The 13,463-nt window shown below is 65.6% G+C and carries 12 protein-coding genes; 6 read left to right on the forward strand and 6 right to left on the reverse strand.

Annotation, left to right across the window (positions count from 1 at the left end):
• Positions 1 to 415: 415 nt before the first annotated feature.
• Both VB734_RS07895 and VB734_RS07900 read right to left on the reverse strand, forming a co-directional pair.
• Positions 416 to 997: a hypothetical protein gene (locus VB734_RS07895; protein WP_323243235.1), complete on the reverse strand. Its 582-nt coding sequence runs from the start codon at positions 995 to 997 to the stop codon at positions 416 to 418.
• An 82-nt stretch (positions 998 to 1,079) separates the two neighbouring features.
• Positions 1,080 to 1,319, reverse strand: coding sequence for a DUF3136 domain-containing protein (locus tag VB734_RS07900; RefSeq protein WP_197163825.1), 240 nt, complete (start codon positions 1,317 to 1,319; stop codon positions 1,080 to 1,082).
• 362 nt (positions 1,320 to 1,681) lie between these two features.
• Here VB734_RS07900 and VB734_RS07905 point away from each other — a divergent pair, with 362 nt between their 5' ends.
• Entirely contained in the window at positions 1,682 to 2,044 is a 363-nt protein-coding gene (locus tag VB734_RS07905) for a 4a-hydroxytetrahydrobiopterin dehydratase (RefSeq protein WP_197163823.1), read from the forward strand.
• Here the strand turns inward: VB734_RS07905 and VB734_RS07910 are convergent.
• Positions 2,041 to 2,922 (reverse strand): transglutaminase family protein, encoded by an 882-nt coding sequence (locus tag VB734_RS07910; protein WP_322781573.1) that lies wholly within the window; start codon positions 2,920 to 2,922, stop codon positions 2,041 to 2,043. The two genes, VB734_RS07905 and VB734_RS07910, sit on opposite strands and share 4 nt — an antisense overlap.
• Positions 2,923 to 3,372: 450 nt before the next feature.
• Positions 3,373 to 4,386: a sensor domain-containing diguanylate cyclase gene (locus VB734_RS07915; protein ID WP_197163819.1), complete on the reverse strand. Its 1,014-nt coding sequence runs from the start codon at positions 4,384 to 4,386 to the stop codon at positions 3,373 to 3,375.
• A 131-nt stretch (positions 4,387 to 4,517) separates the two neighbouring features.
• On the opposite strand from VB734_RS07915, the gene VB734_RS07920 reads away from it, so the two are divergent.
• The 5 genes from VB734_RS07920 to VB734_RS07940 are packed head-to-tail and all read left to right on the forward strand — an operon-like array spanning position 4,518 to position 10,845.
• Positions 4,518 to 5,150, forward strand: coding sequence for a succinate dehydrogenase cytochrome b subunit (locus VB734_RS07920; RefSeq protein ID WP_197163817.1), 633 nt, complete (start codon positions 4,518 to 4,520; stop codon positions 5,148 to 5,150).
• The gene (locus VB734_RS07925; protein ID WP_197163815.1) at positions 5,150 to 7,060 is read left to right on the forward strand and encodes a fumarate reductase/succinate dehydrogenase flavoprotein subunit; all 1,911 of its coding nucleotides are present in this window, start codon (positions 5,150 to 5,152) and stop codon (positions 7,058 to 7,060) included. The genes VB734_RS07920 and VB734_RS07925 overlap by 1 nt, the downstream gene beginning before the upstream one ends.
• A complete protein-coding gene (locus VB734_RS07930) occupies positions 7,057 to 7,803 on the forward strand; it encodes a succinate dehydrogenase/fumarate reductase iron-sulfur subunit (RefSeq protein ID WP_197163813.1) in 747 nt (248 codons plus the stop codon). Before VB734_RS07925 ends, VB734_RS07930 begins: the two co-directional genes overlap by 4 nt.
• A gap of 49 nt (positions 7,804 to 7,852) precedes the next feature.
• Positions 7,853 to 9,439 (forward strand): bifunctional orotidine-5'-phosphate decarboxylase/orotate phosphoribosyltransferase, encoded by a 1,587-nt coding sequence (locus VB734_RS07935; RefSeq protein WP_322781574.1) that lies wholly within the window; start codon positions 7,853 to 7,855, stop codon positions 9,437 to 9,439.
• Positions 9,440 to 9,474: 35 nt separating this feature from the next.
• Positions 9,475 to 10,845 carry a cation:proton antiporter gene (locus tag VB734_RS07940; RefSeq protein WP_197163809.1) on the forward strand — a complete coding sequence of 457 codons (1,371 nt, stop codon included), beginning with the start codon at positions 9,475 to 9,477 and terminating at the stop codon, positions 10,843 to 10,845.
• Here the strand turns inward: VB734_RS07940 and pyrC are convergent.
• Together pyrC and VB734_RS07950 are read right to left on the reverse strand one after the other, a co-directional pair.
• Positions 10,842 to 11,912, reverse strand: coding sequence for a dihydroorotase (gene pyrC / locus VB734_RS07945; RefSeq protein WP_322781575.1), 1,071 nt, complete (start codon positions 11,910 to 11,912; stop codon positions 10,842 to 10,844). The genes VB734_RS07940 and pyrC overlap by 4 nt on opposite strands.
• Positions 11,913 to 11,979: 67 nt before the next feature.
• Positions 11,980 to 13,422, reverse strand: coding sequence for a TrkH family potassium uptake protein (locus VB734_RS07950; protein WP_322781576.1), 1,443 nt, complete (start codon positions 13,420 to 13,422; stop codon positions 11,980 to 11,982).
• Positions 13,423 to 13,463: the final 41 nt, after the last annotated feature.

Genomic DNA, 13,463 nt, shown 5'->3' on the forward strand with positions numbered 1-13,463 from the left:
AGGGTTCATAATGGATCAATGGAGCTGCGCAATCAGCTTCCAAGCAGTCATCCCCTGACTGCTCCTGTTCACCCTCCGGAGAGGGTCACAGGACCTCCTGAGTTACACCACTCGGAGGGGCGCTACCTCTTTGGATGTGCCTGGTTGCCACTGGTTGTGTTCCGAGCCTGCAACGAGTTGGATCTCTTGGCCGAAGCCTTCTCTCTGTACTGCTGTTGCACGATCGGTGCTTGGTCATGTGTTCGCATTGGCGAGACTGACCAGCCGACATGGAGTGGTTTCGTTCGTCTGGCCTGTGCTTGGCGTGTTCGTTCGTTTCAGCAGGTTGTCCAGCCAGTGATTGCATGGGCCGCTGGGCTGACTGAAACCGGCCGCCCAGAGGCCTGGACAGGCTGCTCTGAGCCCTCGAGAGGGCTCATGGTGCAGGCTTGCCAGCAGGCTTGGCTGTGGTGGGGCTGGCTTTCGGTTTTCTGGTGGCCCCAGGCTGGGCCGGGGCTTCCGTGGTGGTGTTCGGAACAGGCCGGGCATTGGCGCAGAGATTGGCCACCATCTGGTCTTCGCCGCCTGTGGTTGCCGATTCCTCCACGCTCAGCGGCAGCCGCCATGACTCCCACTCGGCATCGGCAACCTGGCGGCTGATGCGCAGGCTCGGGCAGAAGACCGCCACGTTGCCTGTGACCGGCGGGTCACCGCAGCGGTAGGAGGTGGTGCGTACCCCCTTCCCACTCAGGCGCCAGGAGGTCCAGTCGTACTGGCAGGAGCCGAAGCTGCGCCAGCGGGGGGCCTTCAGCTTGCGGATCTTCTCCAGCAACTCCTTCTCCTTGGCTGTCGGAGCATCAGAGGCTTCAGGAACGACGGTTTTGGCCGGCGTTTCCGGAGTTGCGGTATCCGCAGCATCGCCCTGTCGGGGCGCCGCCTCCTGGGCCTGGGCACGGCCCAGGTCCGCGAACGGCAGCAGCGCCACCAGCACGGCACTGATCAGGCAGGGAGCTCCCATGGTCATGCGTTCAGGCCTGAGGTTCATGCTCATCAGCCTCCAACAGCCTGGTCAGGCTGACAAGCCTGGCGATGAGAGCAGTCTATTTCGCCTCCTTCTTCTGCAGATGCTCACGTCGCAGCAGAGTGAAGAGATAATCAGGTGCCTTGTACATGCTCGGCAGGCAATTGTGCAGTGTCTCCAGTCGACTCCAGCACACGGTTCGTTGAATTTCCTGCGAGGTTCTCTCCTCCATGATCAACATTTTCATGGCTTTGCAATAGAGGTGATAGTTCGCCTCAAGCTCGCCGACCGTCAGGGAGGCTGCTTCAGTCATGGCCATTCAGAACCGGTTGTTTCAGTGGAATTGGATCGTTCGGATCCTGGTCTGGACGCTGGGTTGATCAGAACATCCGTGACACGAGACCGATTCGGCATTCAGCGGCTCACGGATACAGACCACCCTAAGCCTCCGTTGGGGGCTGTGTGATCGCTGCCCTCGACCCATCCAGCCGCTGGAGTCAAGAAGGAGCTTCTCACCAGTCTCTGGTAGGACTGTCACAACCATTGGATGTTCAAGTTGCCGATAGTTGAAAGATATCGTCACCAGTGTTAGCCGAAATCAGCTCGATTGCTGAGGGGAAATACCTAGTTCGGCGCGTTTCCGCCTTCTTCGCCAGACTTGGAGCTCTGATCCGCACTGCCATGGAACTGAGCGACGAGCGCTGCGTGCCCTGCCGCGATGGGGCCCCCACCCTCACAACCAGGGAGCTGGAGGAGCTTCTGCCCAGCCTGGACGGCTGGCAGGTGGTCGACCACCACCATCTCCACAAAGGCTGGTCGTTTGCCGATTTCCAATCGGCGCTCGACTGGATCAACCGGGCCGGAGCGGTCTGCGAGGCGGCCGGTCACCATGCCGATTTCTCCCTGGGCTGGGGCCGTGCCGAGGCTGACATCTACACCCACAAGGTGAATGGCCTGACCCGGGCGGATGTGGTGCTGGCCGCCAAGCTCGATGCCATCGACACCACGCCGGCCTCCACCGCTGGGGACCATGCCGCTGGCTAGCCGCGTCCTTCTTCCGGGTCCGAGACCTTGAGGACGATGGTGTAGCTCAGCTCGGAGCCCACGTCGGTGCCCCGGTACGTGCCCGTGGTGGGTGCTGCCATCAGGTGGTCGGGCGATGCCGCCAGGGCGACATGGCCGTCGGCCACCGCCAGCCCCAGGCTTGGGTCGTAGCCACGCCAGCCACCGCCCGGGAGATAAACCTCGGCCCAGGCATGCAGTTCGTGCTCGCTCACCTCAGGCGGGTGATGCATGGAGTAGCCACTCACAAACCGTGCTGCCAGCCCCTGGCTGCGGCAGGCCGTCACGTAGAGCATCGCCGTGTCACGGCAGGCGCCGCAGCGGCTGGAGAGGGTGTCCTCCGGGCTGAGTGGCTCGCCGTCCAGCCGGCCGATGTGGTGGAAGCCATGATGAATGTCATCGGCCAGTCGCGTCAGAAAGTCAGGGGTGGAATGCTCCACCTGGGCGGCTATCGCCGCCGCCCAGGTGCCCACGGGGCTGGAACCGGGATCGCCGCTTGCCGGCTCGGAGCGGCTGGGAGCCAGGGAGACCGCTTCGGCGGCGGGGTAAGCCGCCGGCAGCCGCTGCGCCTGGGGGTGGGTGAGGATCCAGTCGAAGGGATTGCAGCGCAGGGTCTCCACCACGGAGTGCACCTGAAGGTGCAGGTGCTCACGCTTGTCGCTGAACCAGAGCACTCTGGCGTCGGTGCCATCGGGTTCGATGATCAGGCTGTGACCCGCCGGAGCCTCCGACACGGTCAGGTCATGGGAGATCAGCCGCTGGGTCACATCCTGGCGGGGACTGAGCCGCACGGTCATCGGCTCGAGGAACACCGGCCGCTCATAGCGGAACCGGATGGAGTGGTGGATCTCAAACAGCATGCCTGTGGTTGCGCGGGCTTAGGTTTCCGCGCTTCCAGGGATGATGCCAGCCCTGGGCCGGATCCTGCCGTGTGGGATCAGCGGCGGCCGAGCAGGTCCTCCCAGCTCGGGGGGGCCTGGTGCTGGGAGCCTGGGGTCTTGTGGCCGCCTCGCTGGCCTGCGGCACTCCTGGTGGGCCGGTCAGTGGACGGGAGACCCGCCGGGGAAAAGGTGATGGTCATGGGAAAACAGGTGTGATCTGGATATGGTTTCTGCACCGGGCTGCACCCGCAGATCCTGGGGGACCGTTGTGGCGGATGGCGCTGGGAACCTGATGGCCGCCCCGGGAAGCGAAGGGGCTGACACGGTGCTGGATCAGGCTCTGTGCGAGCTGCGCGGCCCGCCGGCTTCAGCCTGACCCAATCAATCTAGCTCCACAAGGCGGTCAGTCGCTGGCGCCGTCGCATGCCGTCATGGTCTGAGCATGGAGGCAACCTGGTTGCGGCCATTGGTCTTGGCCAGCTCCAGGGCCCTTTCAGCCCGTTGCATCAGGTCGCCGAAGCAGGTGTCGTCGTGGGAGAGCGCCGACACTCCGCCGCTGATGCTCAGGTGATAGCCGGAGTCGGAGAACACGCCAGTCATGCGGCTGGTGGCGTTGCGGATCTGCTCGGCCATCTGCAGGGCCTCCTCGCCTCCCTGGCCGATCAGCAGGATCACGAACTCCTCATCACCGAGGCGGGCGATGAAATCCTGTTCACGCAGAAACCCCTTGCAGAGACGACTGAAATCGAGCAGCACCTGGTCGCCGGCGGGATGTCCCCAGCGGTTGTTGATCTGACGGAAGTTATCGATGTCGAGACAGATCAGGGCCATGGGTTCATCGGCCTTGCGGGCCTGATCCATCTCCCGTTGCCCAACACTGAACAGTGCGCCGCGGTTGGAGAGCCCCGTCACGGGACAGAGGCTCGAGTCGTGGCGCCATTCGATTTCGCGCATCACCAGGTCGGCCAGCATGCGCAACTGCTGCTTCTGCTCCGGGCTGAACTCCCTGGGTTTCTGATCGATCACGCACAGCGTGCCCAGGTTGTGACCGTCCTTGGTGCGCAGGGGAGCCCCGGCGTAAAAGCGGATTCCTGGTGGGGAGAGCACAAGGGGGTTGCTGCTGAAGCGTCCGTCCTGCAAGGCATCGGGCACCACCATCACCTCGTCACTGGCGATGGTGTGGGCGCAGAAGGCCACCTCCCGCGGGGTCTCGGTCACCTCCAGACCCTTCCTCGAGAGGAACCACTGCCGGTCGTGATCCACCAGGGAGATCAGGGCGATGGGCATGTCGAAGATGGCGCTCGCCAGTTTGGCGATCCGATCGAAATGGTGATCACCGGCATGATCGAGCAGTTGATGACGTTGCAGTTCCCTCAGGCGCAGGGCCTCATCGGCGGGGACCGGGTAGGAGCGGGCCGACGGATCGCCTGAGGTCTCGTTCATGTCGTCCGTGTCAGCCCGCAACCCTGATGGCAATGTAGGCAGAACCGATTCACCGGGTCCTTGCGGGCCCCCCGGGCTGCATCCCTAGGATCCGGTCCTGACATGGTGCGGGCTGGAGCTCAGGCACGGGCATGGCCCAGGCAATCCCGATCTCGGCAGCAGGTCTGATGCTGTTCGTTCTGGCCCATGGACTGGGAGCCAGCCTGGCGCTGGTCGATCCGGCCGCCTTCGAGCGCTACGCCACGGCCCTGCATCACGCTTGGTGGTTGCCGCCCCTGGAGCTCAGCCTGGCGCTGGTCGCCCTCATCCACCTGAGCCTCACGCTCCAGCGCGTGATCATCAACCGGCGGGCCCGGGGTGCGGTTCCCTATGACCAGTGGCGCAGCCGGCGTTCTCAGCCCCTGGCAGCTCTGGCTGGCCGCTGGTCCCCATTCAGCGGAGCCGTGCTGTTGCTGTTCCTGGCTGTCCATCTTGCCCAGCTGCGCTGGCCAAGGCCTGGGGATGGGCTCGAGCGGCAGGCCCTGACTCTGGCGCTCGCCTCCCCCTGGGCCCTGGTGCTCTACGTCCTGGCGGGGGTGGCCCTGGGTCTGCATCTGCTCCATGGTGCCGAGAGCCTGGCCCGCAGTCTCGGCTGGCTGGATGAGAGCAACGCCATGGGGCTGCGCCTGGCCGGCCGTGCCTTGGCTGCCGTGATCGGCGGAGGCTTTGCCCTGCTGCCGCTGGCGCTGCGGGCCACAGGACCCCTGGCCGGGGCTGGGTTCTGATGCGGCTTGAACCCCGGCTGCCGACGGGCCCGGTGGCTGACGCCTGGGGCCGGCGCCGTCAGGAGTTGGCCCAGATCGCGCCCGCCAACCGCCGCCGGTACCGGGTGCTGGTGGTGGGCAGTGGCCTGGCGGGCGCGGCCGCCGCCGCCAGCCTTGCCGAGCAGGGCTATCGGGTGAGGGTGCTCACCTACCACGACAGTCCCAGACGGGCTCATTCCGTGGCCGCCCAGGGGGGTATCAATGCTGCCCGGAACTATCAGAACGACGGCGACAGTGTCGATCGATTGTTCCGGGATACGGTGCGCGGCGGTGATTTCCGCGCCCGTGAGCTGGGCTGCCACCGGCTGGCGGAGATCAGCGGCTCGATCATCGATCAGTGCGTGGCCCTGGGGGTCCCCTTCGCCCGTGAGTATGGCGGCACCCTCTCCAACCGCAGCTTCGGCGGCTCCCAGGTGAGCCGCACCTTCTACGCCCGTGGTCAGACGGGCCAGCAGCTCCTCTACGGCGTGGTCCAGGCCCTGTTGCGGCAGGTGGAGGCCGGGCGGGTGGAGCTCTGCCCCCAGCGGGATGTGCTCGATCTGATCAGCCTCGATGGTGTGGCCCGTGGAGCCATCTGCCGCCACCGGCTCAGCGGCGCCCTCGAGACCCACACGGCCGATGCCGTGCTGCTGGCCAGCGGTGGGTACAGCAACGTGTTCCACCGCTCCACCAACGCGGTGCGCTCCAACGCCAGTGCCCTCTGGCGCTGCCACCGCCGCGGTGCCCTGATGGCGAACCCCTGCTTCACCCAGATTCACCCCACCTGCATCCCCAGCGGCGATCCCGACCAGAGCAAGCTCACCTTGATGAGCGAGAGCCTGCGCAACGACGGGCGGGTCTGGCTGCCGCGGCGGGCCGGGGACCACCGCACCCCCGATCAGGTGCCGGAGGTGGAGCGGGATTATTTCCTCGAGCGGCTCTATCCCAGCTACGGCAACCTGGTGCCCCGCGATGTGGCCTCCAGACGCGCCCGTGAGCTCTGTGGGGCCGGCCATGGGGTCGGGCCTGCCGGCCGCTCGATCTATCTGGATTTCGAGGAGGCGATCGAACGGGAGGGCCGCGGGGTGATCCAAGCCCGCTACGGCAACCTCTTCTCGATGTACGAGCGCATCACCGGAGTCGACCCCTACCGGGAACCGATGCGCATCTACCCCGCTCCCCACTACACGATGGGTGGGCTTTGGGTCGACTACCACCTGATGAGCACGATCCCGGGGCTGTTCGTGCTCGGCGAGGCGAACTTCTCCGAGCACGGTGCCAACCGGCTCGGGGCCAGTGCCCTGATGCAGGGCCTGGCCGATGGGCTGTTCATCGCCCCGGCCACCGTGCCGGCCTGGCTGGCTGAGCATCCACACCCCGCGCTGCCCCACCATCACCCCGCCTGCCGCGACGCCGTGGAGGGCGTGCGCCAGCGCATCGCCGGCCTGCGGGCCATCGGAGGTAGCAGGCTGGCGGTGGACCTGCGGCGCCTGCTGGGGGGCCTGCTGATCGAGAGCTGCGGTATCAGCCGCTCGGCGGCTGGCCTGCGATCTGGCCTGGAGGGAGTGGCGGCCCTGCGCGCAAGCTTCGATCAGGACCTGCGGCTCCCCGATCCCGAAACACCACTGGATCCCGAGCTGGAAAGGGCCCTCCAGCTGGAGGATTACCTCGAGCTGGCCGAGCTGATGCTGCGCGATGCCCTGGCGCGGGAGGAGTCGTGTGGCGCCCATTTCCGCGAGGAGCACCAGAGCGAGAGCGGCGAAGCCCTGCGCCGTGACGCCGGGTTCAGCCACATCGCCGCCTGGGAATGGCGGTCTGATGGCGCACCCATCCGCCACCAGGAACCCCTTCACTTCCGTGCGATCAGCCCCACGGCCAGGAGTTACCGATGAGCAGCTCCTCAAGCCTCAGCCTCACCCTGCGGATCTGGCGTCAGCGCCAGGATGAGCCCAGGGGTCGCTTTCTCGACCACCACCTCACAGGCCTGAGTCCCGATCTTTCCCTGCTGGAGGCCCTTGATCGGCTCAACCAGCAGCTGCTGCTGGAGGGTGAGCGGCCGGTGAGCTTCGATCACGACTGCCGAGAGGGCATCTGCGGCTCCTGTGGATTTCTGATCAACGGGCAGGCCCATGGCCTCCGCAGTGGCACCACCGTCTGCCAGCTCTACCTGCGCGAGTTCAGCGATGGCCAGACCCTCACCCTCGAGCCCTGGCGGGCCCGTGCCTTCCCCCCGATCCAGGATCTGGTCGTGGACCGTTCCGCCCTCGATCGGCTGCTGATGGCCGGAGGCTATGTGTCGGTGAACATCGGCAGCGCCCCGGAGGCCAATGTCCTGCCGGTGGGGCGGGACCTGGCGGAACAGGCGTTCGAGGCCGCCAGCTGCATCGGTTGCGGAGCCTGCGTGGCGGCCTGCCCGAATGCCTCCGCCAGCCTGTTCGTGGCGGCCAAGCTCGCCCACCTCGAGCTTCTGCCCCAGGGCCAGCCGGAAGCCTCCCGGCGCTCCAGGCGGATGCGCGAGCAGATGGATGCGGAAGGCTTCGGAGTCTGCGGCAACCAGCTGGAGTGCTCGGCGGTCTGCCCGAAGGAGATTCCCTCCAGACTGATCAGCCGCATGAACCATCAGGCCATGGCTTGAGAGACCAGGGGGTGGCCTGCACTGCCATGCTGGCCCAGGGGCAGGCGCCATGAGCTTTTTCGTCAAACTCACCGAAGCGATGGCGAGCCGCCAGTCGCTGCTGATCACCGGCTTGGATCCCAATCCGGAGATGCTGCAGACCTGGACGCGCCACAACGCCGGCAGCGGGTCCTTCCTGGCCCAGGCCCGCCGCTGGATCAAGGCGGTGATCGAGGCCACCTCCGACAGCGTCTGCGCCTACAAGCCGAGCCTGGGCTTCTACCAGGCCCTCGGGCCGATCGGCCTCGAGTTGCTGCGCGAAGTGCGCGAACTGGTGCCGCTGGAGCTGCCGCTGATTCTCGATGCCAAGCACGGTGATCTGAACAGCTCCTCGGCCCTGGCTCACTACCTCTTCCGTGACCTCGGCGTGGACGCGGTCACCCTCTCGCCCCTCGCGGGCCAGGACATCGCCGCCCCATTTCTGCTGTATCCCGACCGGGCGGTGGTGCTCACCTGCCACAGCTCCAATCCCGGTGCCCGGGTGGTTCAGCACCATCCCAATGAGGACGATCCGCTTTACATCACGATCGTGCGGGAGACCCAGCTCTGGGGGACTCCGGAGCACCTGTTGCTGGAGGTGGGAACCAGCGATCCGGCCGTGCTGGCGAGGGTGCGGCGCGAAGCCCCGGAGCGTTTCCTGATCCTGCGCAGCCTCTGGGGCGAGGAAGAGCGGCTGGAGGCCTTGCTTCAGGCGGGTCTCAACGCTTCAGCTGACGGGCTGCTGCTGCCCCTGCCCCAGCATCTGCTGGTGGAGGAGGGCATGGCGGCCGGAACCCGGGCGCTCCGCCAGCAGATCGAAACCATGCGGGCCAACTGGGATGGGGGAACGGCCGACCGATGCGATCTCTGGCTGCCGGCACCCCGTACTGGATCAGCGGCGGCGGCACAGGCAGCATCGTCCGATGGTCTGCTCGATGTCGAGAGCCTCGAGCAGGGGCGGCTCGAGGATCAGCGCCTGGAGGACCTGCGGCTCGATGAGCTGCTGGTGGACCTGTTCGATATCGGTTGCCTGCTCTTCGGGGAGTACGTGCAGGCCTCCGGAGCTGTCTTCAATTACTACATCGACCTGCGCCGGATCATCTCCGATCCGAACCTGTTCCACCGGGTGCTGCACGCTTACGCTCAGCCGCTGGCCCAGCTGCGGTTCGATCGGATCGCCGGAATTCCCTATGGATCCCTCCCCACCGCCACGGGGCTGTCGCTGCAGCTTCATGTGCCGCTGATCTATCCACGTAAAGAGGTCAAGGCCCATGGAGCCCGCCGCCTGATCGAGGGAGATTTCGAGGAGGGCGAGACCGTTGTCGTCGTCGACGACATCCTGATCACGGGCGGAAGCGTGCTGGAGGGCATCGGCAAGCTGGAGTCATCGGGCCTGAAGGTGCGCGATGTGGTGGTGTTCATCGACCACGGCGGCAACGCATCCAGCCGGCTGGCCTCGGCAGGGTATGCCTGCCACGCGGTGGTGGGTATCCAGCGGATCACCACCGTTCTGCGTGCTGCCGGTCGTCTGAGCCAGGAGCAGGCGGACCTTCTGGCGGCTCACACCTCCGGGCAAGCCCGATCGGATCGTGCGCCAGCACCACGGTCCACCGCCTGAATCCATGGTCCCCGTGTTCAATCACGTCTAATCGGATGCTCATCAACCCCATGGTGGTTCTGGCTCAGGCCGCCACAGCCAATGATCAGGCGACTGTGCTGGACTTCCCACTCCAGGCCCATCTGTTGTTCATCGGCATTCTCTTTCTCGGAACTCTGGCCATCAGCAGGTTCTCCCCGAAGATCGGCATCCCCGCCATCCTCGGGGTCCTGCTGCTGGGCCTGTCGATCAACGTCAACATCCTGGAGATCACCCACGAGCAGGCTTCGACGTTTCAACTGCTCGGTCTGGCGCTGTTGCTGTTCTACGCCGGCCTCAAGACCGACCTGGCCGCGATACGGGGATTTCTCGAGTATGGCGTGGTGCTCGCTGTCGGCGGTGTGGTGGTCTCCTCGTTGATTCTGGGTGGATTGATCTGGCTCCTGGGCTCCCCCTGGGTCGAGTCGCTGTCCTCGGGGATCGAAGTCATTCCGCTTGGGGCCGCCATGCTGATCGCCGCCTGCCTCGGCTCCACCGATGCGGGAGCCACCCTGAGTGTGCTGCGCTCGGTACGTGACAAGGTTCCGCTGAGATTGCAGCACCTGCTGGAGTTCGAATCCTCAGTGAATGACCCGTCAGCCCTGCTGTTCTATGGACTGGTGGTGGGCATCTTCGTGGCCTCGAGCGCCGCTGGAGTCGGCCCCAGCCTGGAGAGCACCGTGCTCACACAGATCAAGATCTTTCTTCAGCAGATCGGCGCAGGCTTGGTGGTGGGCTTTGTGTTCGGCTATCTGGCCCGCTTCGTGATCAATGACCTGGTGGAGGAGCGCTCCCAGTTGCTGGTGGTGGCGATGTCGGTGGCCTTTGTGGTCTACGGTGCGGCAACCCTGCTGGGTGGCTCTGGCTTCATCGCCATCTACGTCACTGGACTGTTTCTCACCAACACAAGATATCGATCTCCCGAGATCAACCACGTCACGATTCAGGAGGTGCTGCTTCCCTTCAACACCATGACGGAGATCACGATATTTCTGGTCTTCGGTCTGCTTGTGTATCCTCCGGATCTGGTCGAGGCGCTGCCGGTTGGGATCCTCTCTGCTCTTGGACTGATGGTCGTGGCGCGTCCGATCAGCGTCTTGATGCTTCAGCCGCTTTCACCCTTCAGTTTCAAGGAGTCGTTGCTGGTCTCCTGGTGCGGGTTGCGGGGAGCCGTGCCACTGGCGCTCTCCTACGACCTCATCGTCGCGATTCCCAGGATCCGAGGCATCGATCCCTTGATTGTCGGGGAGCTCAGCAAGAACGCCGAAAGCATCATCTTCATCGTGGTGGTGGTCAACCTCTTCGTGCAGGGCATCAGCCTGCCGTTCCTGGCCCGCACGCTTGGGCTGAATTCAGCACCTGAGGTGAAATCAGGTCAGCCCACCTAATCAGGGGCGGCCACGATCCTCCAGGGAAGGGTGTCTCCAGCCTGGAAGGGAACCAGCCGCAGGGGAGCGTCGCCCTGCCCCCCCAGCTCGAGATGAGCAGGAACCTCCAGGGGTCGGCGCACCAGCTCGATCGTGGTCTCGTTCAGGGGCAGACCGTAGAAGCGGGCCCCGAAGACCGAGGCGAAGTCTTCCAGACGCTCCAGAGCCCGCTCCTGCTCGAACACCTGGGCGTAGCTCTCGAGTGCATGGGGAGCATTGAAGATGCCGGCGCAGCCACAGGCCGATTCCTTCGCTTCGCGCGAATGGGGGGCGGAATCGGTGCCCAGGAAGAATCTGGGATGTCCTGAGGTGGCGGCCCCACGCAGGGCGATCCGGTGCAGTTCCCGCTTGGCGACTGGCAGGCAGTAGGCATCGGGGCGGAAGCCGCCCTGGAACATGGCGTTGCGGTTGATCTGCAGGTGATGGGGAGTGATCGTGGCTGCCAGCGTCGGAGGCCCCCCCTCAACGAAGGCCACGGCCTCGGCGGTGGTGATGTGCTCGAACACCACCTTCAGCCCCGGATGACGCTTCAGCAGGAGCCGAAGGTGCCGCTCGATGAAGACGGCTTCGCGATCGAACACATCCACGTCGGGGTCGGTCACCTCCCCATGGATCAGCAGCGGCATGCCGATCCGCTCCATCGTCTCCAGCACCGGCGCGATGCGGGTCAGATCGCTCACCCCGGCCTCGGCGTTGGTGGTGGCCCGGGCGGGATAGAGCTTGGCGGCGGTGAAGGATCCCCCGCTGAAGCCCCGTTCCAGCTCACCAGGATCCGTCGTGTCGGTCAGGTAGGCCGTCATCAGTGGCTCGAATCCGGCACCCCCGGCCACTGCCGCGAGGATGCGCTCGCGGTAGGCCTCTGCCGCCGCCGCCGTGGTGATCGGCGGCAGCAGATTGGGCATCACGATCGCCCGCCGGAAGACCCGGGCCGTGCTGGGGGCCACGGCTCGCAGCATTGCCCCGTCGCGCAGGTGCACATGCCAGTCGTCGGGCCGGCGGATCACCAGCCGGTCGGGGAGAGCCGCCATGGAACCGGTGCCGCGCGCAGGCTCTCCATTCTCCGACCCCGCAGGGAGCTCCACACCAGCACCAGCCTCAGAGGTACAGCTCCTCGTGCTGGTAGGAGATGCGCGAGGTGGTGTGGCTGCCGAAGACCGCCGAGAGCAGCAGCAGGATGCCGATCCGGCCCACGAACATCCCCACCATCAGCACAAGCTGGCCCCAGCGGTTCAGCTCGGCGGTGACACCCACATCAAGGCCCACGGTGGCGAAGGCGGAGATGCAGGTGAACAGTTTCTCCAGGAAGCTGAAGGGCTGACCGTCGGTGCCGACCCCGCGGTCGAGACCCAGCACCAGAGCCATCAACAGCACGAACAGCAGTGAGGCGAGGGTGACGCCAACCGCCCGCAGAACCACCTTGTCGGAGATCGCCCGGCGCCGGATCACCACGGTGTCTTCGCCCCTGAGGGTGGAGCGGGTGGCCGCCACCAGACACGCGAAGGTGGTGGTCTTGATGCCGCCGCCGGTCCCTCCGGGACTGGCGCCGATGAACATCAGCGTCATCATCAGCAGAAGACCCGCTTCGGAGATGACCTCCACCGAGAGGGGCACGGTGTTGAAGCCCGCTGTGCGGGTGCTCACCGACTGGAAGAACACCACCTGCAGTTCCTGCCACCAGGGCAAGGGAGTGAGTCCGCTGGAGCGGGTGAAATGCTCGGTGAACAGCAGACCCGCCGCGCCGATCAGGATCAGGCCGATCGTGCAGCGCAGCACCAGGCGGGTGTGCAGGCTGAAACTGCGGATCAGCCGCACCTTGAACCGGTTCTGCCAGAGGTCGTTGGTGACGCGATAGCCGATCCCTCCAGAGACGATCATCACCATGATCACCAGGTTCACGACCGGATTGGCCCGGTAGCCCATCAGGCTGTCGCTCCAGAGACCGAAGCCGGCGTTGTTGTAGGCGCTGATGCAGTGAAACAGGGAGGCCCACAGCCGCTCGCGCGCCACGGGGATGTCACGGAAACCGACGGTATAGAGCACCAGCGTCCCGATGCCGATCACCCAGCCGGCGGTGATCAGGATCGAATGAAAGGTGTCGCCGATGCCGCCCACCCCGAATTCGTCCATGGCCCGTCCACGATCCAGGCGGCGCCGCAGCCTCGAGCCCCGCTGCACGAAGCCCTGCAGGAAGGTGGTGATGGCCATCAGCCCCAGGCCGCCGGTGAGGATCAGCAGGGCGAGCAGCACCTGCCCGGCAAAGGTGAGTTCCTGACCCACATCCACCACGGAGAGCCCGGTCACCGTGATGGCGGAGATCACCGTGAACAGAGCCTCCCAGAGGCCGACCCGCTCCGAGGAGAACACGGGCAGGGCCATCAGCAGGGTGCCCACGGCGATCACCAGCAGCCCGGTGATCACCGTGAACTGGGGGACGGTCAGCCGTGAGCGTCGTTGCTGGAAGCGCTCCAGCAGCACACGGAGTGGATTCTGGGTCGTGCTGGTGGATGGCCTGGAGGAGGAACTGGCGCTGCCTGGCACCCATCGTTTCCGGAGTGAGACCATTATCAGCCCGGGTTAGC

This window comes from Synechococcus sp. BA-124 BA4, from assembly GCF_034931165.1.

Excerpts from the sequence above, each read along its gene's own strand:
- VB734_RS07895 (WP_323243235.1), bottom strand. The coding sequence starts at position 997 with ATGGGAGCTCCCTGCCTGATCAGTGCCGTGCTGGTGGCGCTGCTGCCG.
- VB734_RS07900 (WP_197163825.1), bottom strand. The coding sequence starts at position 1,319 with ATGGCCATGACTGAAGCAGCCTCCCTGACGGTCGGCGAGCTTGAGGCG.
- VB734_RS07905 (WP_197163823.1), top strand. The coding sequence starts at position 1,682 with ATGGAACTGAGCGACGAGCGCTGCGTGCCCTGCCGCGATGGGGCCCCC.
- VB734_RS07910 (WP_322781573.1), bottom strand. The coding sequence starts at position 2,922 with ATGCTGTTTGAGATCCACCACTCCATCCGGTTCCGCTATGAGCGGCCG.
- VB734_RS07915 (WP_197163819.1), bottom strand. The coding sequence starts at position 4,386 with ATGAACGAGACCTCAGGCGATCCGTCGGCCCGCTCCTACCCGGTCCCC.
- VB734_RS07920 (WP_197163817.1), top strand. The coding sequence starts at position 4,518 with ATGGCCCAGGCAATCCCGATCTCGGCAGCAGGTCTGATGCTGTTCGTT.
- VB734_RS07925 (WP_197163815.1), top strand. The coding sequence starts at position 5,150 with ATGCGGCTTGAACCCCGGCTGCCGACGGGCCCGGTGGCTGACGCCTGG.
- VB734_RS07930 (WP_197163813.1), top strand. The coding sequence starts at position 7,057 with ATGAGCAGCTCCTCAAGCCTCAGCCTCACCCTGCGGATCTGGCGTCAG.
- VB734_RS07935 (WP_322781574.1), top strand. The coding sequence starts at position 7,853 with ATGAGCTTTTTCGTCAAACTCACCGAAGCGATGGCGAGCCGCCAGTCG.
- VB734_RS07940 (WP_197163809.1), top strand. The coding sequence starts at position 9,475 with ATGCTCATCAACCCCATGGTGGTTCTGGCTCAGGCCGCCACAGCCAAT.
- pyrC (WP_322781575.1), bottom strand. The coding sequence starts at position 11,912 with ATGGCGGCTCTCCCCGACCGGCTGGTGATCCGCCGGCCCGACGACTGG.